The sequence below is a fragment of the Paenibacillus sepulcri genome, assembly GCF_042647105.1.
GTDB classification, from domain to species: domain Bacteria; phylum Bacillota; class Bacilli; order Paenibacillales; family Paenibacillaceae; genus Paenibacillus_Z; species Paenibacillus_Z sepulcri.
Genome location: NZ_JBHRUP010000001.1, coordinates 8,095,040 through 8,112,291, shown reverse-complemented (window position 1 = coordinate 8,112,291; position 17,252 = coordinate 8,095,040). Strand labels below are relative to the sequence as shown.

At 51.2% G+C, this 17,252-nt stretch carries 17 protein-coding genes and 1 pseudogene; 1 reads left to right on the top strand and 17 read right to left on the bottom strand.

Annotated elements, in window-relative coordinates:
• Position 1 precedes the first annotated feature (1 nt).
• From ACFOLF_RS35180 to ACFOLF_RS35150, 7 genes are all read right to left on the bottom strand, one after another.
• Positions 2 to 193: a twin-arginine translocase TatA/TatE family subunit gene (locus tag ACFOLF_RS35180; protein WP_210045999.1), complete on the bottom strand. Its 192-nt coding sequence runs from the start codon at positions 191 to 193 to the stop codon at positions 2 to 4.
• A gap of 27 nt (positions 194 to 220) precedes the next feature.
• Positions 221 to 1,000, bottom strand: coding sequence for a ZIP family metal transporter (locus ACFOLF_RS35175; RefSeq protein WP_379113245.1), 780 nt, complete (start codon positions 998 to 1,000; stop codon positions 221 to 223).
• Positions 1,001 to 1,232: 232 nt separating this feature from the next.
• Entirely contained in the window at positions 1,233 to 2,273 is a 1,041-nt protein-coding gene (locus ACFOLF_RS35170; protein ID WP_210046000.1) for a multicopper oxidase domain-containing protein, read from the bottom strand.
• A 284-nt stretch (positions 2,274 to 2,557) separates the two neighbouring features.
• Positions 2,558 to 3,229, bottom strand: a complete 672-nt coding sequence (locus tag ACFOLF_RS35165) for a thioredoxin domain-containing protein (protein ID WP_210046001.1) — start codon at positions 3,227 to 3,229, stop codon at positions 2,558 to 2,560.
• 182 nt (positions 3,230 to 3,411) lie between these two features.
• Positions 3,412 to 4,266, bottom strand: coding sequence for a M56 family metallopeptidase (locus tag ACFOLF_RS35160; protein WP_210046002.1), 855 nt, complete (start codon positions 4,264 to 4,266; stop codon positions 3,412 to 3,414).
• Position 4,267: 1 nt separating this feature from the next.
• The gene (locus tag ACFOLF_RS35155) at positions 4,268 to 4,699 is read right to left on the bottom strand and encodes a BlaI/MecI/CopY family transcriptional regulator (RefSeq protein ID WP_210046003.1); all 432 of its coding nucleotides are present in this window, start codon (positions 4,697 to 4,699) and stop codon (positions 4,268 to 4,270) included.
• Between the two features lie 34 nt (positions 4,700 to 4,733).
• Positions 4,734 to 5,558, bottom strand: a complete 825-nt coding sequence (locus ACFOLF_RS35150) for a DUF6597 domain-containing transcriptional factor (RefSeq protein WP_379113247.1) — start codon at positions 5,556 to 5,558, stop codon at positions 4,734 to 4,736.
• 127 nt (positions 5,559 to 5,685) lie between these two features.
• On the opposite strand from ACFOLF_RS35150, the gene ACFOLF_RS35145 reads away from it, so the two are divergent.
• Positions 5,686 to 6,138, top strand: a complete 453-nt coding sequence (locus ACFOLF_RS35145) for an SRPBCC family protein (RefSeq protein WP_210046004.1) — start codon at positions 5,686 to 5,688, stop codon at positions 6,136 to 6,138.
• A 74-nt stretch (positions 6,139 to 6,212) separates the two neighbouring features.
• Here ACFOLF_RS35145 and ACFOLF_RS35140 read toward each other — a convergent pair whose 3' ends face one another.
• The 10 genes and pseudogenes from ACFOLF_RS35140 to ACFOLF_RS35095 all read right to left on the bottom strand — a co-directional run bounded on the left by ACFOLF_RS35140 (position 6,213) and on the right by ACFOLF_RS35095 (position 17,230).
• The gene (locus ACFOLF_RS35140; protein WP_379113249.1) at positions 6,213 to 7,433 is read right to left on the bottom strand and encodes an MFS transporter; all 1,221 of its coding nucleotides are present in this window, start codon (positions 7,431 to 7,433) and stop codon (positions 6,213 to 6,215) included.
• Complete coding sequence (locus ACFOLF_RS35135; RefSeq protein ID WP_210046005.1) at positions 7,420 to 8,601, bottom strand: MGDG synthase family glycosyltransferase; 1,182 nt, start codon at positions 8,599 to 8,601, stop codon at positions 7,420 to 7,422. The genes ACFOLF_RS35140 and ACFOLF_RS35135 overlap by 14 nt, the downstream gene beginning before the upstream one ends.
• Positions 8,602 to 8,734: 133 nt before the next feature.
• On the bottom strand, positions 8,735 to 9,544 hold the full coding sequence (coaW, locus tag ACFOLF_RS35130) for a type II pantothenate kinase (RefSeq protein WP_379113251.1): 810 nt from the start codon (positions 9,542 to 9,544) through the stop codon (positions 8,735 to 8,737).
• Positions 9,545 to 9,753: 209 nt separating this feature from the next.
• Positions 9,754 to 10,785: a zinc-dependent alcohol dehydrogenase gene (locus ACFOLF_RS35125; RefSeq protein ID WP_210046006.1), complete on the bottom strand. Its 1,032-nt coding sequence runs from the start codon at positions 10,783 to 10,785 to the stop codon at positions 9,754 to 9,756.
• A 77-nt stretch (positions 10,786 to 10,862) separates the two neighbouring features.
• On the bottom strand, positions 10,863 to 11,855 hold the full coding sequence (locus ACFOLF_RS35120; RefSeq protein ID WP_210046007.1) for a hydroxyacid dehydrogenase: 993 nt from the start codon (positions 11,853 to 11,855) through the stop codon (positions 10,863 to 10,865).
• Between the two features lie 33 nt (positions 11,856 to 11,888).
• Entirely contained in the window at positions 11,889 to 12,917 is a 1,029-nt protein-coding gene (locus tag ACFOLF_RS35115; protein ID WP_210046008.1) for a Gfo/Idh/MocA family protein, read from the bottom strand.
• Between the two features lie 26 nt (positions 12,918 to 12,943).
• Positions 12,944 to 14,476: an extracellular solute-binding protein gene (locus ACFOLF_RS35110; RefSeq protein WP_210046009.1), complete on the bottom strand. Its 1,533-nt coding sequence runs from the start codon at positions 14,474 to 14,476 to the stop codon at positions 12,944 to 12,946.
• A 29-nt stretch (positions 14,477 to 14,505) separates the two neighbouring features.
• Positions 14,506 to 15,388, bottom strand: a pseudogene (locus ACFOLF_RS35105) (carbohydrate ABC transporter permease).
• Between the two features lie 24 nt (positions 15,389 to 15,412).
• The gene (locus ACFOLF_RS35100) at positions 15,413 to 16,333 is read right to left on the bottom strand and encodes an ABC transporter permease (RefSeq protein WP_379113277.1); all 921 of its coding nucleotides are present in this window, start codon (positions 16,331 to 16,333) and stop codon (positions 15,413 to 15,415) included.
• Positions 16,334 to 16,429: 96 nt separating this feature from the next.
• Positions 16,430 to 17,230: a sugar phosphate isomerase/epimerase family protein gene (locus tag ACFOLF_RS35095; protein ID WP_210046011.1), complete on the bottom strand. Its 801-nt coding sequence runs from the start codon at positions 17,228 to 17,230 to the stop codon at positions 16,430 to 16,432.
• Positions 17,231 to 17,252: the final 22 nt, after the last annotated feature.

Here is a 17,252-nt window from a genome sequence, read left to right as displayed (position 1 = left end):
ATCAATCGGACTTTTCTTTCTTCTCTTCTTTCTTCTCTTCTATATCGTCCATTAATTCTTTTGTCCCTTTGCGGAACTCGGAGAAGGTGGAGCCGATCGCTCTGCCGAGCTGCGGCAGTTTTTTGGGTCCGAACAGCAGGATTCCGACTACGATAATCAGCAGAAATCCCGTAACGCCAATACCAAAAGGCATATCATGACCTCCATTTCATATCACCGATTAAAAATTCACCATCAGCGCCGTTGCATACATCAGCAGAATGCCGAGTGCCAGACCTCCGAAATTCAGCCAGCTGACAGACGGCATTTCGAAGCGCTTGGCATCCCGAACGATCATTTTGCCGATGACGTAGATGACCTGCGCAATGGCCCCTGCGCCTATGCCGAAGAACAGCGCAGCCAGCGTATCATTGAAGACGAACCCGCCGGTCCACGTCCCGAGAATGGCTGGCGCGCCGGCGATGCAGGCTAAACTCACAAACGTCTTCCAGGTTGGCCGGGCTTTCAGCAGGGGCGCTGCAATCCCTATTCCCTCGGTTATGTTGTGAAGCGTAAATCCGATGACAAGAAACGTTCCAAGCGCCGACTCTCCTGCTGCGAAGGAAGCGCCGATCGCCAGCCCTTCGCCAAAGTTATGAAGGCCGATCCCTCCGGCTATTTTATAGGCGACCTGTTTGCCCCCATCCTCCGCGCCGAGATTTGTTTTACGTTTGCCCGACTGATCGACTGCCACCAGGAACAAGAAGCTGAGCAGCGCTCCGAACCAGACAAGTCCGGTTCCTTGAAATACTCCCGGTGCCTCGACCCCAAGCTCCAGCCCCTCCTGAATCGTATCCACGATAAGGAAGAACAGCAACCCCACTGTAAAAGCCATAACTGCCTGGATTCCCTTTGTTGAGAACCGGCGCATAAAGGGGAACCACAACAGACCAAGGCCGACAGGCACGACCCGGCGTGAATTCAGCATTCCAGAATGCGTCGTCGACGACAACCTGGGCAATGGTCAACTCCTTGGGACCTGAGTTGAGAACAGTCACCTGGAAGCCGTCATCGTCAAGCACGATCCGCTCGATATTAAGAACCTCGATGGGCGCTGCCTGCTGCTCTTCCACTCCTGTTCCGACTTTTAAAATAATCGTGAGAATGATCGCCAGCAAGATCAGCGGGGCAGCTCCCCACAGCCACAACATCTTCTTATTCATCGTCTTTGGAAGCATCGGTTATCCTCCTTTCTATTCGGCTTCGAAGAAACCCATCCATCCAAGCTCTGTAAATTCGCTTTGATGAGCATGGAACATGTACCTTCCCGGGGCCGGGAATACGATTTCCACGAGTCCGCGTTCTCCCTGGCACTGCATAACCGTATCCGTAAAATAAGGACGCGCCTCCGGATCCGCTCCGGTCGCATAATAATGAAAGTAACTGGCATGCAGGTGAAAGGAGTTAATTAAATCAAATTCCGTCATGTTGCTGATGTAAATTCGAATAAGCTCCCCCGCTTTTACCTTAATGGGACGGGCCATATAAGCAAAAGCAAATCCGTTCACCGTATATACCTCGTTCTCTCCGTCGAGATCCAGATCAAACGCGTTCATCACCATGCTGAATTCCTTGGCCGGTTTCCTTGGCACCTTCGGATCAATAATGAAATTTCCGTATAACCCTTTGTGAATATGCCGCGTGAACGGCTGGACATGGCAATGATAGACCTGCATGCCGGCCGGTTTGGCTTCAAATTCATAAATGAACGTCTCTCCCAACGCAACAGGCTCAAGCCCATCCATATTCGTCGGGTGAATCCCATGGAAATGGATCGAGTGCGGATGTGCGGAGGCGTTGCGAAAGGTAACGCGGACGATATCCCCTTCCGTACAGCGCAGCGTCGGCCCCGGTATCGTGCCGTTGTAGGCCCATCCGGGAAACTTGATGCCTTTGGCGATCTCCAGATCCCAATCTGCCGCAATCATCTCGTAATCGCGTACCGTTCTGCCGTCCGTGCGCGTGCTTACTTTGCCATAATCGAACTGCGTCAGTGCTTTGACCGCATTTTCAAGACCGTCAGACGACCCGGTCCCGGGATCGTAGCCGTGAGACATGCTGTTATGCTTCTGATTCTGGAGCTTGTTATGGGCATCGTGCTTGGCGGCGGCGTCCACTGAATTCGAGAATACAGCAGCCTTGTTCAGAAGCGAGCTTCCCAGCACGCCCAATATGCCGGCAGCTCCAGCCTTCAATAAGCTGCGCCGGGAAATTTTAGTCTTCGGATTCAACATCGGAACCCTCCCATATTTTTTGTGTAGGGGAAAATATATTTCCCAAAGGAAAATTTATGGACAAAAAAATATATTTTTCGTTCGAGACAATAAGTTTCCTCCGGGAAACATTATTGATTTAACTATAGGGCATCTTTCGAGCGTTGTAAATCATTTTTTACATCTCCTTGTCCAGGAAGAACCGGCTTTGCCGGTCCTTTGGCGAAACAACAAAAAACTCCTTGCTGGTACAAGGAGTGAATGGTATCGCCGGCGGCCAAAATGATGATCGCTGCTTTTTATCCTTATTGCCCGTCCTCTATAAGCTTGACCAAAGTATCATAATCAAACGGATTCTGCAGCTTCACATTATTCACGATAATGGTCGGGGTCTGCTCGATCTGAAAGTCTTGCACGAGCTCCTGGTCCCTGCCCACCTGCGGCAATGTCGCCTGCATGTCCAAATCTTGCTGCAGCTTGGCGACATCGATCGGCGGCTCAATCTTATTTGCGATCTCCAATATTTTGTCCGGCGTTATCCAGGGCGCGTCATGATTGTCGGTCGGCTGCGCCTGAAACAGGGCTTTGTGAAACGGCCAGAAGCTTTCCGGATTTTCGGACCATACCGACTCGCCCGCCATGGCTCCCAATTGCGATTCCTCTCCATGGAACAGGACATTGATATAGGAGAATTTCACGATTCCCGTATCGATATAGTCTTTTTTCAGCTTCGGATAGATTTGATCCGACCATGCTTTGCAGGATGGACATTTATAATCTCCGAATTCCATGATGGCAACCTTGGCATCCACGCTGCCTTCAACGGGTTGATTGGCTATATCCGGAGCGGAAGCCAAAGATTCCGTCACTTCAGCCTTCTTGGAGGCTTGATTGAGCATAACCAGCAGAACACATAAAACTACAACGACTAGTGTAAACAGAACCAGATTTTTTGGTCCTTTCTTGGCTTGAGCCATATAAACATTCCTCTCCTTGAATATAAAGTGCAAAAACTTGATTGGTACCGGTTCCTTTCCTATTATTCTACGAACTGTAGTTTAATTCGAGACGGTTTACCTTTTTCCTTTTGCCTATGAATAAAATCCAATAATCTGTCATTATTTAAATCAATGCGGTGAACGGCCCGGCTTGGGTGCCTTCAGATACATGGTCCGGCCCCTAACATTGCCAGCATCAGCACCATGATCACGATGGAAATCGATACTGCCCTTTTGTGGACGACGGGGATAACAAGATCTCCCTCCGGGTTTAGAATTTGTTGAATACGGTAGTTGACAGCCCCATCTGCAAACTGGACGCCGATCCGGGGCATTGGCTCGCGTTTGAGCTTCAGCAAGGACATCAAAGCGCTTCCCAGAGGAGCGATCCCGTTCATCCGGCTGATCGCGTACCTGTCTGCCATAAGCTCCATCCAGACGGTATAATAACGGGTCAGACCCTTAATCAGGGGCACATACGCAAAACCCCGGCTGGCTATCGTTAAAACCAGCATTTGCAGAGGGTGGCGCTGCTTGCAATGGTAAATCTCATGAAACAGGATGGCTTCCATTTCCGCCGTTGTGAGTTTTTCGATGGCGCCCGAGGACAGCAGAATTGCCGGCCTCAACACTCCAAAGGACATTGCCGCAAAAGCAGGCGAATGAATAACATAGATCCGCATATTTTCCTGCCGGTAGTTCCGGTTCCATATAAGCGTCAAATCCCGATGGACATGCTTCCGGATATGTCTCCGCAGACGAACATAAACCACCATCTGGCTCATGCCAAGGTATAGGATAACGGCCATGGAGTAAATGATGAAGCCGTTGTACAGCCTCTCATAGAACACATGATTATGAAGAACATCTCTTACCGCGTTTGCAATCCATTGCGTAAATTCAGAGCTGTATGCGACATCCCGGAGCTGATGGATCAGACTGTAGCCCATCTGCAATATAAGCCAGCCTGCCGTGAGAAAAATCGCAGCTAACGCCATCTTGGGTTGCCTTGGCATCTTAATTCCCTTCATTTCGTTTCAATTCATCCAGTCTTTGTTGAAGTTTCTCAATCCATTCCGGGTCCGCTTTATCGAGCCGGTCAATAAAGTGATTGGCGACCAAGGAGCCGAAATCATCCAGCAGACCATCCGTAACATACTTCGTCTGCTCCATGATGAATAGTTCCCTGCTTTGCACCGGATAAAAAAAGGTAAGCCTGCTGCGGCCGCCGCCGCTCGTCTCCTTGCGCAGATGCCCTTTTTCGGATAAGCGGATCATAACGGTCATAACCGCATTGAACGAAATCGGCTGCTCAACGCGGATCAGCTCATGTGCCTGCTTGATCGTCAGTTTTTCTTTTTCCCACATGGTATTCATGATTTTAGCCTCGAGGGAACCAAAAAACCGCAGCAGCCCTTCCTCGTTCAAATTCAGCCTGTTTATTCTCAATGATATGGATGCCTCCCGAACCTGCTATAACAATCTATCGATGTCTGACGTTCCTGACATATTCCTCCGGCGGCTGGCCTATCATCGTTTTGAAGTCCTTGATGAAATGGGCCTGGTCGTAATACCCCAAATCCTGCGATAGCCTGGTCCAGTCTGTGACGCTGCCCTTCTCCATAAGCTCCGCCGCTTCCTGGAGCCGGTAGCGCTGAATCACCCACTTCGGGCTGACGCCGACATAACGGCTGAACAGACGCTGCAGCGTTCGCTTGTTAATCCCGAATAAAGACACGATATCCTCGACCCGCACCATCTCTCGATCCCCTATGATAGCGGCGACAATCCGGTTCACAAGCTCAACATTACCGTCCGGTTCCGGGAGCCGTTCGCGCAGAAACTCCCAAGCGATCCAGGCTTGCTCTTCCTCCTTCGCCTCGCTGAATAGCCGTTCCTCCAACATCCCGGGGCCGGACCCGAAAATTTCGCGGAAGGGTATGACCTGATTGGTAAGAGAAGATACAGGCTGGTTCCAGAACGGATAAAATCCTCCTATCCGGAATTTGACGCCGAGCACCTGCCCTTCTCCTTCCAGCACTCTGGTAAAGGTAGTGTCCGGAACACCATATAAGAATGTTTCGATTCGTTGACCGGTCCTCTCGAACGCCAGCTGGATACTGGGGAATGATAAAACCGTCTGGCTGTGCGGGGCTTGTCCCCGCAGATCCCAGCGGAGGATCCAGAGATGCTCAATGTAAGGAGCCAGGTCCTGCCCAGGCAGCAGCCGCGACAGCGAAAAGCTGCGCATGCCCGATTCGGCATTCAGAATGCCCTTGTTTGACGGCGCTGTATCCGGTTTCAACATTATCGCTCACCCCTCTGGCCATTGTCGCGTTTTTACAATACAGTCTGATGCAGTCATCCTATTATAAAGTAGCAGTTAACCGTTGTTTCCGCAATGCGACAATACTGAAATGGAGAGTGTTATACCTATGGAACCGCTCAAATACGAATTCTATGTCGGGGCTAAGCCCGAGGACGTCTGGCAGATTTTCGTTTCGCCGGAAGGCACCAAAGCCATATTTTTCGGCTGTATTCTGAACTCAACCTTCGAAATCGGGGCTCCCTATGAATATGTTGGACCTGGCAACGACGGGGAGAATACGGTGCATGTGTACGGCAAGGTGCTGGAGTTCGAGCAGAACCGGATAATGAGCTATACCGAGCATCCCGGCCCGTCTTACCGCGAGAACCACGCCGAGCTTGAGACGAGGGTTACGCTGACGCTCGAGACAGTGGGCAATTGCACAAAGATGACGCTGATTAACGACCTGTGGCCGGACAACCATCCTTCCTATGAAAGCACGAAGGGCAGCTGGGCGATGATTCTCAGCAATATCAAGACATACGCCGAAACGGGGAAGACCCTTGATTTTGGCTGGTAAATGGACAAATAACCCTCTCAAATGAGAGGGCAAGAAGAGCAGCATCTCCGCTGCTCTTCTTTATGTTTAATCATTCAACTTCCGTTTCCGGTTAACGTCCGCACCGCTGCGCATCGGAATAACCGGGATGGCGAGAAGGCATAAATGAGGCCGATCACGGCGAACAGAAAAGCGCTGACCACGAAAGGAAGAGTGAGATGACCGCCGCCTGCGAGCCAGCTTCCCAGCAGCGGTCCAAAGACGATCCCAAGTCCTTCCACGGACGAGAAAATCCCCCAACCCATTCCTTTGGAGTTCTCCGGCACGTAGCCCGCCAGCAATGAATTCCAGGCCGGAAGCAGCGCGGCATAGGCAATTCCAAGCCCGAGTGCAACCAATTCTGCGGCCAGGAATGTCTTCACTTGAGTCAAGCCATAGAGAGCAAGGGCGAAGGCTCCGAAGCTGCCCGACAGGAACCATTTGCCTCCGAGCTTGTCGTATACCCTGCCCAGCGGAATGAGCAAAACAATCACGCTTGCGCCGCCGGTCATTAACAGGATCGAAAATTGGGTATGGGAGAACGCCAGATGATCAACGGCAAAAGAAGATATAACGGGTACAAGCATGCCTCCGGCCAGCGTTTGCAGCAGCATTCCGGGCAGCAGGAACCCGCCCGTTCTCATTTTACGCCAAAGACCTGTCAATTGCTGACGGAGCGGAGCTTTGTCCTGAGCAGCTGCATTGATCTCTATCGCTGCTGTCCCGACCAGCGCCCAGCCCGCGATACAAATGCAGAATATAACTGCGAAGGCCGTGCCATAGCCGATATCCATCACATATCCGATCAGGACGGGTCCCAGCCCCAGCCCTGCCAGCCAATAGATATAGAGCTTTCCCATCTGCGCCGCGCGGTTCTCTTCCTCAATCTGGCCAAGGCAGATGAGCCATAGAGGCGAGAAGCCTGCGCCGATCAAACACGCCCCGGCCAGGAACGCCCAGACGCCCGGTGCCGTCATCAGGAGTCCAATGCCCAATAAGGACATTAAGAACCCGACATTCAGGACCATCCGCGGCGGCAGCTTATCGAGCAAATATCCGACGAAGCCTTTTAGCAGAGAATCGATTAAATACTGCAAGGATACGGCCATTCCGATGACGGAAAGAGAGAAACCGAGGCGGGACGAGCCGTAAGACGGAAGCAATACCACAAGTAAAGCTCCCCGGATGAGCTCCACGAGAAACAGCGCCAATACGAACCTGTGGAACAGGTTTTTCATGCCCGCGCCCAGTCTTGCCTGCCCGTTAACGATATCCATGGACCCGGACCGCCTTTCGGCTCGCCCGAACCGTAACTGCAGGAATAGGGAGATCAGTCTGCTGCGTTACCCGGATGACCTCGTCCGCAATCGTGCGGGTGGCCTCAGGGCGGTAGAGAGCTTGCATCGCTGCGCGGATCCGGTACCAATTCGGCAATTTCTGCATCAGCAGGAGTTCTTTTGTCAACTCGCCGGGGCTATTCGCAATCCGAACGGCTCCCCTTGCGTATAGCGTCTCCGCATTGCCCTGCTCCTGCCCGGGCAGCGGGCGGTAGACGATTACGGGCAGGGACAAACTCAGGGCTTCAGACAACGTGAGTCCTCCGGCCTTGGTCAGCAGGCAGGTGGAAACGGCCATCAATTCTTCCATATAACTAACGTATCCCAGAATGATCACCCGGGGATCCTCTCCGAAGATGGCCATCAAATGGTCATGCAGCTTCTGGTTGCGCCCGCAAACGATGATTAAATGAAAGTCCGTGCTCCTGAGCGCCTCTTTGGTTACCCGCTCGACATCCGCCAAAACGCCAAAAGCCCCCGCACTGACTAACGCAAACTTCGAACGCGGATTCAGACCATGCTTTCGGATCAAATTTTCTTTGGACAGAGGCTTCTCGAAAGCCTCCCGGACAGGGATGCCGGACACGATAATGCGGCTGCCTCCGATTCCAGCTGCGAGCAGCTCCTGCTTCAACGCTTCAGTCGCGACGAAATAACGGTCGGTATGCTCATGCAGCCATCTTGTATGGAGTACGAAATCGGTAATGACGGTAAACGTCGGAATGGTGAATTCTCCCTCATCCTTTAAGATCTCCGTCCCGAGGAATGGAAAAGTGTGGACAACCGCATCCGGCTTGATCCGCTTGATGATCTCCTTGAGCTTGCCCTTGCCGATCTGGTGAATCAGTTTGTTATGAGTCTCATCCGCCTTGACCCGGTTCGTCCTGCTGTACATATAGCCGTAAGCGCCGGGAAGCCAGGACATGCTTTTTATATAACAAAACCGGGAGAAAGCGTTCCATACAGGGTGGGCCTCCGCGAGCGGATCAACCAGATGAACCTTGTGGACTCCCATGGATGCCAGCCGGTTCTTGATCGCAAGGGACGCCTGAATATGCCCTTCGCCGAAAGAAGAATAAAGAATTAAGATGCACGGATCTTTTTTCATGGGATCAGCTTCCTCTCGGGATAATCAGACTTCATATCCCTACTTTAATCCCCGATCATAACCCCTATGTGAACAAATTTTTAAATGATTGTTAAGCTTTGCTTTCATTTGCAGAAACAGCTTGACCGGTTGGTCATATAAGAGACAATAATGCTCCAATGGCTCCACAATACTCGCCATTCTCAATAAACAAGGGTGTGGCCCCTCTCAGCTTCGTATACCGTTTTACAACATCCTGAAGAAGGTCATTCCCGATGAAGGTGGAGCCGATGAAAATAACAGATGAAACTCTGCATTGGCCGGCAGCAAGAACGCTGACTGTCGCTGCCGTTTCCCCCACCAGACCCATTACAGAAGCCAGCCGTTCTTCCTCCGTCAAATCATCTATGGATGCCAACTGCAGAACATGACCGAAATTACTTGCTGTCAAATCACCCGGAATTGGAGGCTCAGCCCCCTCGTAAATATGACTCACCTTCAGATCTATCCGATCTCGGGCGCCCTTGGCTGCCAGTTGTACAATTGCTTCATAGTCTGATAAACCGGTTAACAGCCTCGATAATCCCAATATGGATCCGCCCCCGACCCCCGTTCCGCCGATCCGCTGCTGCTTGTCGCCTTCCACATGGTGAATCGATGTGCCGGTACCCACGTTGGTCAGGATGTAGGATTCCTCGGATATCGCGTTCCTGGCGAGAAGAAAACGCACCCCGCTGCAAGTTGCCTCGAACTCGACCATCTCTGCTGCTTTTTGATTTATTTTGGATTGTAATAACGCTGCTTTGCCTCCGGTCATGCATATCCTGGCGTTCCCCAGCTCATTGATCCATGCGGCTGCCACTTCCATCCGGGCAACGGGGAATTTTTTGAATTCGGGCGAGCCATTTTTCATCCAGGCGACCTTGATCAGCGTGCCGCCGGCATCAATTCCAATATTCATCATGAAGTTCACTTCGCTTCCTTTTGCTCTGGCATGAATAGTATTCCCAATGCTGGATCCATAGCTTCATTGTAGCTCTTAGGGCGAGCTCTAAGTCAATAGGACCACGATAGCAAGAAAAAAAGCCGCTGATTCAGCGGCCTTTAATCGAATTATATTCGTTTATTCGGCGGTATGCCAGCCGATCCGGTCAACCAGCCTCTGTCATGGGATTATATCACTTCGCAGTCAACCATGACGTGAATGGTATCTCCTTTATGCTCATTCCTCAGTTGGAATGCCCGGGCGATCTCGGCAAGCGGAACGATGTGGGTAATCATTTCCCCCGTGTTGACGAGTCCGTTACGGACCAGCCGCAGTCCTTCATCGAAGTAGCGCCTGTTGTCTATGTCGCGCTTAGGTTCCGTAGACAGAATATCCAGCCGTTTTTTGTGGACCTTGAAGAAATCCACCGGTTTATGACAGGTGCCGATGCAGCCGTACATCACAATACGTCCGTTCTGCGCGGCTGCGTTAACCGCATCAACCATCCCTGCTCCTTCCAGCAGGCAAGGAATGACCACGTCAAAGCCGTCCGGAAAATCTGCCCCCACGATATCCATTGTATCCGCATGTTCATGAGGGATTTTATACGTATGAGTGGCGCCGTATTTGCGTGCAAGCGCCAATTTCTCCTCAAACAGATCCGTCACGACCAAATTCCTCGGGCTAAACATATGGATCACCTGCGTCATCACCAATCCGCTCACGCCCTGCCCTGTTATCAGCACATTCTTATTGGGGGAAATGTCCCCGAGTTCTGCCGCATGGATAATACCGGGAAGCACCTCGATCAGCGAGCCTTCGATCAAGGGCATGTCTGCGGGCAGAACCTTAAGGGAAAAAGGGCTGCAGCATACATATTCGGCAAAGGCCCCCCAGACATACCGCAAAGCAGCATGATCTCCTTCCTTGACACCAATGACATGGGGTCCGACCTTATCTACAATCCCTGCAACTTCATGTCCCAGCCTGGTAGGGTATGAAATAAATTCGGGCTCGCGCGCTCCGCGGAATACTTCAACATCGCTTCCGCAAATCCCGACCCACTTGACCTTGATGCGCACTTCGCCTTCCTTGGGTTCCGGGATCAAGGCCCGCTTGATGCTAATCTCTCCGATCGCGTCCATAACAGCGCACATCTGAGTTCCGGGACCCTCGTATTCTACCAGTTCCATGGGAGGAACGGCCATTTTCGTTACCATCTGTATATGTCTCCTTCCGATAGGACAGAATGCTGTCATTCAGGAACTTCAACCACTTCTCCGGCTTCTGCGGCCAATCAGGCCATCACTTCCCACATTTTTTCGGTTACTTCATAAGCCGTCTTTTCTCCGCGCTGGCTTCTGATGATATCCTCGACCACTTCCCCCATCAAAGCCAGATGTCCTTGAACCGAGGCTCCGGCAATATGGGGAGTCAGCAGTACATTCGGCAGCGACCGGATCGGATGCTCCGCAGCGAGAGGCTCCTTCTCAAACACATCCAGTGCGGCAAAGAAACGCCCGCTCTGCAGCTCTTCCATAAAAGCTTGCTCATCCACCACAGGACCTCTTGACGAGTTAATGAAGACCGCGCCATCCGGAATAAGCGCCAATAAGTCCCGGGTAAGCATTCTTTCCGTGGCGGGCAGCTTCGGTGCATGCACTGAAATAATCGGACAGCTCATGACCTCCTCCAACGCTGCCTTTCTGGCGTTCAACCGGGCAGCCCCTTCTTCCGTCAAATAGGGATCATAGATAAGAACATTGACCTGAAACGGTGCAAGCAGCTTGATGAAGGCGCGAGCCGTAGAACTGGCGGAAATAATCCCGACGGTACTGCCTGTAAGCTCGCTTCCCTTCATACCGGCGATCTTCCATTTCCCTTCCCGCATCGAAGAATCGAAGGCCGGCAAAAACCGCAGTGATGCAAGCAGCGCCGCCAGACAGTATTCCCCCACGCTTTGCGCGATCCTTGGAGCCGCCGAGAAGACTTTGATCCCCCGGGAGAAAATCTGCTTCGGGACAAGATTCTTCACCGTTCCGGCCGCATGGCCAATGACGCGGAGCTTGACGGCCTTCTCCAGCATTTCGTCTGTAAGACCGGGGGAGCCCCAACTGGTAATAATCGCTTCCGCATCGGCAACCAGCGCTGATAGCTCTTCCTGTATATAATCGCGTCCTGTCTCATTCCATACCGGTTCGAAATATTCATACAGTCTCGCACGGCAATCCTCCGAGCAGACTTCATCGAGACGTGATTGCGGTGAAAGCACCAATGTTTTCAACTTCATGGCAATAGTCCTCCTTCATTTTCCCCTCAAGGATTAAAGCTGCACGACCTGACCGGTCCGCATCGATTCAAAGCAGCCATCCATGATCTTCATGACCTGGATCATTTCCCGGCCTGAAGCCAGCGGCTCACGTTCCTCTCGTATGGCATCGGCAAATTCCTCCAGCTGCCATCTGAAATTAGAGAAGGTGCTCTCACAGGCTTCCAGCAGTTCTCCGTTCAAACGCAGCTCATATTCGTCCTTCAGGTGCAAGAGGCCGTTCGAGCCGATTAAATATCGGTCATAGATGCTGTTCTGCGTAGACCAGATACGCTGTCCTGTCAAACCGGCTTCATCGGTAGGCCGGCTGCCCGCATTGAATGACATCAGCACATTCGCCATCCGGCCTTCGCCAAAATTCAGGGAAATGGCAACCTCATCCTCCCCCGTCCAATTCGGGTTGTTGGAATGCCCCTGAGCATAGACGGATTGCGGAGCTCTGCCATAAGCCCATTGAATGTAATCAAGAATATGGCTTCCCCAAAGCGGGATGATAAAGCCGCCGATTTTCGATTCATCCTTCCACCAATCGGCTGCAGGCTTATCCATATGTGCCAGAAGCAGCGCATTGATATTGATCAGATCACCTATTGCTTTCTCTCTCACCTGGCGGATCGACTCCATTACCGGTTTATAAAAACGGCGGCTTTGCCCGATCATTAAGGTGACGTTATTGGCTTTTGCGGCCTCAACCATCTCCTTGGCTTCCTGCACATTCATCGCCATCGGCTTCTCGACCAGCACATGCTTGCCAGCCTGGAGCGCCTTAATTGAATACTCCGCGTGCATATCATGCGGCAGAAGCAGAAGGAACGCATCGATATCCGGATCGCTTATCGCATCGTCATAGGACGTGTACGTTTTTACTCCCTCCCACTGATTCGCTTCCTGCCGCAGTTTACCTTCATCACGGGTTACCAGCGCAGCCAAATCCATTATGTCAGCCAGCTCCCTGACCGCCGGAAGATGGGATTTTGATACACGCCCCAATCCGACAACGGCCAATCGCAGTTTTTGCAGCATATGTCTTTCGACTCCTTCAGATTTGTTTATTTGCCGTTTTTCCTATTCTGGAAAGCCCCGTTGAACTCATCGATCATCTTCATGTAATTCGCATCCGCTTTGAACGAATTAACCAGAGCATCCCATGATTCGATCGGCTCTTTGCCCATGATCACTTTAATTTTCATATCGTCCATCTTCTTCTTAAAATCCGGACCTAATGTCAAATCGATGTCGGACAACAGACCAATTGATACATCCGCTATTCCGTAGTTCGCGCGATCGTCAATGATTTTTTTGTTGCGCTCGAACATCTCCTTCGGCATGCCCACGCGGTAAGCCCACAGGTACGGATCGTATCTTGTGAAGATTTTACCGAACGAGCTTTGCGATGCGCTGTCTTTAACCGCTTGTTCGGTTGCCGTTTTGAAGCCGTCGACGATCGTGAAGTGAATATCCTTAAGACCGTAGCAGGCCAATTCAAAGCCTTCCTCGGATGCTCCATAATCCATTAAAGCCAGTATTTTTTTCATTTTAGATTCAGGGACCGTTTTCGGGATCACATAAAGACCGGCATATCCGCTGCCTGTAGAAACCATTTTACCTGCCGGGCTTTCAAGATAAGTCATCGCCACAAAATCAGCCTTCGGATCAAGCTCTCGCGCCCCTTCCGTAGCACGGTAAACGCCTTCTGTCGTGTCCATTTGGACGCCGGCCTTGCCCGCTTTGGCCATATTCTCAAAATCGGTCGTTTTCAGAACAGCGAAGTCTTCAGGAATTATTTTTTCCTTGTACATTTTGTTGAGATAAATAAGTCCGTCTCTCGTCCCCTGCTCCAGATCGGTGTCAATCAGCTTGCCCCCTGATTCTTTCCACTTCCCGTTGCTGTTGTTGAAAATATCGATGACTTCCTCCCAGCCCTTGCCGTTATATCCGTATGTGTCGGCTTTGCCGTTCTTGTCGGGGTCTTGCTCAACAAATGCCTTTAAGGCCGTATAGAACTCATCCATGGTATGGGGCATTTTCAACCCTACATTATCCAGCCAATCCTGGCGGATATTGAAGAAGCTGCTTCCCTGAAGCGGACGCACGGACGGCAGGATATACTGCTTGCCATCGACTTTTACGCGGTCCATTATTTCCTGCGGGTATTCCGACAGGTTTTTGTAATCCTTCAAATATGGCGTCAAATCCCAAAATGCGCCCTGCTTGATCATGGTGATCGCCTGCGTTTGCTTCATGTCCTTGAGCTTCATCAGATCGGGCATATCGCCCGAGGCCAGCATCACGTTCTGCTTCTCTTCCCATGCGTTTGGCGATGCCCAGGTAATATTGAGCTTGGTGTTCGTGCGTTTCTCGAATTCCCTCGTGACCGGGTTGTCTGCCGCCGGAGGCTCAGGCGTATTGAACTCGGTAAAAATACTGATCTCCGTCGGTTTTTCTTTGTCTGCGGGAGCATTTGCTCCGGAATCCGGGTTGGCGGTACCGCCACTGCAGCCTGACAGGAACGACGCAATCATGATGAATGCCAGCGCTGCAGGCACCGCTTTACGCTTAATGAATTTCCCTTTTCCATTCATACCAAACCCTCCTATTAAATATTCATAGATTATCCCTTCACCGAACCCAGCATTACACCTTTGGCAAAATGCTTTTGCAGGAACGGATAAACACACATGATCGGAATCGTCGCGATGACGACCGCAGCCATTTTCAATGTTTCCGTAGGGATATTTTGTTCAGCCATCATTTCCGCCGCAGAGGCTCCGCCGGCCTGGGTAGAGGAATCGATCAGCATATTGCGCAGGACGAGCTGAAGCGGCCACTTGGTGTAGTCGTTAATGTATAAGATCGCGTTGAAGAACGTGTTCCAGTAAGCCACCGCGTAAAATAATCCAAAAGCGGCAAGCGCGGGAAGCGACAGCGGAAGCACGATCCGAAAAAAAAACGCCGATATCGGTGGAACCGTCGATAACAGCGGATTCCTCCAGCTCCACCGGAATGCTGTCGAAAAAGCTTTTCATCAGGATGACATACCAGCCGCTGGTAAGCACCGGCAAAATTAATGACCAAATGCTGTTGATCAGTCCCAAATCGCGGACCAGCAGGTAAGGAGGGATTATGCCCGGACTGAACAAAAGCGTAATGAGAATCATCAGCAAAATGACTCTTCTGCCCTGCAGCCGCTTGCGCGACAAGCCGTAGGCCAGCGCAGCTGTCACTACCAGACTGAGCGCGGTACCGACAACAGCCAGAAACCCGCTGACTAAAGTCGCGTTCTGGAAAGAGGAGGTGGACAACAAGTATTGGTAAGAATCCAATGTCCATTTTTCCGGAAACAGGACATATCCTTGCTTCCGGATGTACTCCGCCGGATCCGTAAAAGATACGGCAAATACATAATAAAGCGGAAAAAGCATGATGATGGAGATGACAGCCAGCACCAAAATATTGGCTGAATCGAATAAACGATCTCCTATGCTTCGTTTCATAATCTCACCCCCGCTGTTTAGCGATTAATAAACGCCTTCTTCACCGAAGCGTTTGGCTATCTTATTGGCTCCTATAACCAGAAGCAGTCCAACCAGGGATTTGAATAAGCCGACAGCGGTACTGAAGCTGAACTGTCCTTGCTGGATGCCCGTACGATAAACATAGGTTTCAAACACATCCGCGACATCGGACACCGCGCCGTTCATCATCAGAAATACTTGCTCGAATCCGACATCCATGATGTGCCCAAGCTTCAATATGAACAAAATGATGATGACACTGCGAATAGCCGGCAGGGTTACGTGCCAAGCCTGACGCAGCCGGTTGGCCCCGTCCATTTTGGCCGCTTCATACTGCTGGGGATCCACGCCGGCGATGGCGGCAAGAAAAATGATCGTCCCCCATCCCGCTTCTTTCCAAATATTCTGAATGGTGAGCAGCAGCCAGAAATTGTTTTCATTGGTGAGAAAGTCATACTTGGCAAACCCTAAGCTGACAAACATCTTATTGATAATGCCCGACGATTGCGACAGGAGCAGGAATGTTATTCCCGCGATAATGACCCACGAAAGAAAGTGAGGCATATACACGACCGATTGAATCCACTTTTTGTAGACCTCACTGCGCAGTTCGTTGAGCAAAAGTGAAAGTAAGATCGGCAGCGGGAAAAAGAACACCAGGTTCAGCAAGCTGATCGCCATCGTGTTTCGGAACAGCAGATAAAAATCCTGGTTGGAAAAAAAGCGGACAAAATGATCAAACCCGACCCATGGGCTATCCATAACACCCATGAAAGGGGAATAATTCTGAAAGGCGATGACTACTCCCCACATGGGAATGTATTTGAATATCACAAAAAACAAGACTCCGGGAGCAATCAGCAAATAAAGAAATTTGTCTCGTTTAAATCCGTTTCTCCTATGCTTCCATCTGCTGACCGGCACGGATTTGGCAGTAGTGCCTAATTGCCATTCATTTTGGGCTGCCACGGTACTTAACCTCCTTTTTGAGAGACTCTGGAACTTTGGGAATATATTGATTTATGACTCAAAAAGCGACTTCGCGTAAGCAAGATCTTCCGCGATATAACGGTCCTTGTTCTCCAGATCCGTGTACTCCGCAGTCAGGCAGACAACACCCTTGTAGTTTCGCTGTTTCACATAGCTCGCAATTCGCGGCCAATGCGCCATACCATGCCGGCCGGTAGTGAAATGACGCTTCCACTCTGCTGTTTCGGCTTCAGGTCCGTTGCTGCGGTAATAATAACCGTTTTTCAGGTTCACCATCGCCAGATGCGGCCAAACAATCTCCAATCCATATTCAGGCTGCTGGCCTGCGAACGCGTCGTGAGCCGCATCCCAGACGACGCCGACATGGTCGGAGCTAAGCCCATCCATCAGCCGCATAATACCGTTGGAATCGATCACAAAGTTTCCGTAATGCTGCTGGACGCCAACCTTCACACCATACTTGCCGCATAGCGGGACAAGCTGCTCCAGCTTTCGCCGGGTTCGCTCCTCCGCTGCCTTATACCCGTCCTGTTCGATATTGACCATTATCCGGATGACCGGCACTCCAGCCTCCGCACATGCGGCAAAGACAGATTCATCGGTTGAAGCGGCAACGCTGAATATTTTGACGTCGTATCCACCGAGCAGCCTCGCAATCTCCGGCAGCGTTCTCTGGACGGTTTCAGGCTCAACCTGAAACCCGGCTCGCACGGGAAGCTCGATGCCGTCAAAGCCGGTACCGCTCACGAAACGGGCCAGCTCTTCAGGCGGTTTGTCTTTCCAATGCTTGACAAAGAGCGAGAATGAGAATGGATTTTCCGGATTTTCCACAGTAGTGCTGCACCTCCTTCTG

Coding starts and splice junctions, on each gene's coding strand:
- ACFOLF_RS35180 (WP_210045999.1), bottom strand. CDS start 193: ATGCCTTTTGGTATTGGCGTTACGGGATTTCTGCTGATTATCGTAGTC.
- ACFOLF_RS35170 (WP_210046000.1), bottom strand. CDS start 2,273: ATGTTGAATCCGAAGACTAAAATTTCCCGGCGCAGCTTATTGAAGGCT.
- ACFOLF_RS35165 (WP_210046001.1), bottom strand. CDS start 3,229: ATGGCTCAAGCCAAGAAAGGACCAAAAAATCTGGTTCTGTTTACACTA.
- ACFOLF_RS35160 (WP_210046002.1), bottom strand. CDS start 4,266: ATGCCAAGGCAACCCAAGATGGCGTTAGCTGCGATTTTTCTCACGGCA.
- ACFOLF_RS35150 (WP_379113247.1), bottom strand. CDS start 5,558: ATGTTGAAACCGGATACAGCGCCGTCAAACAAGGGCATTCTGAATGCC.
- ACFOLF_RS35145 (WP_210046004.1), top strand. CDS start 5,686: ATGGAACCGCTCAAATACGAATTCTATGTCGGGGCTAAGCCCGAGGAC.
- ACFOLF_RS35140 (WP_379113249.1), bottom strand. CDS start 7,433: ATGGATATCGTTAACGGGCAGGCAAGACTGGGCGCGGGCATGAAAAAC.
- ACFOLF_RS35135 (WP_210046005.1), bottom strand. CDS start 8,601: ATGAAAAAAGATCCGTGCATCTTAATTCTTTATTCTTCTTTCGGCGAA.
- coaW (WP_379113251.1), bottom strand. CDS start 9,544: ATGATGAATATTGGAATTGATGCCGGCGGCACGCTGATCAAGGTCGCC.
- ACFOLF_RS35125 (WP_210046006.1), bottom strand. CDS start 10,785: ATGGTAACGAAAATGGCCGTTCCTCCCATGGAACTGGTAGAATACGAG.
- ACFOLF_RS35120 (WP_210046007.1), bottom strand. CDS start 11,855: ATGAAGTTGAAAACATTGGTGCTTTCACCGCAATCACGTCTCGATGAA.
- ACFOLF_RS35115 (WP_210046008.1), bottom strand. CDS start 12,917: ATGCTGCAAAAACTGCGATTGGCCGTTGTCGGATTGGGGCGTGTATCA.
- ACFOLF_RS35110 (WP_210046009.1), bottom strand. CDS start 14,476: ATGAATGGAAAAGGGAAATTCATTAAGCGTAAAGCGGTGCCTGCAGCG.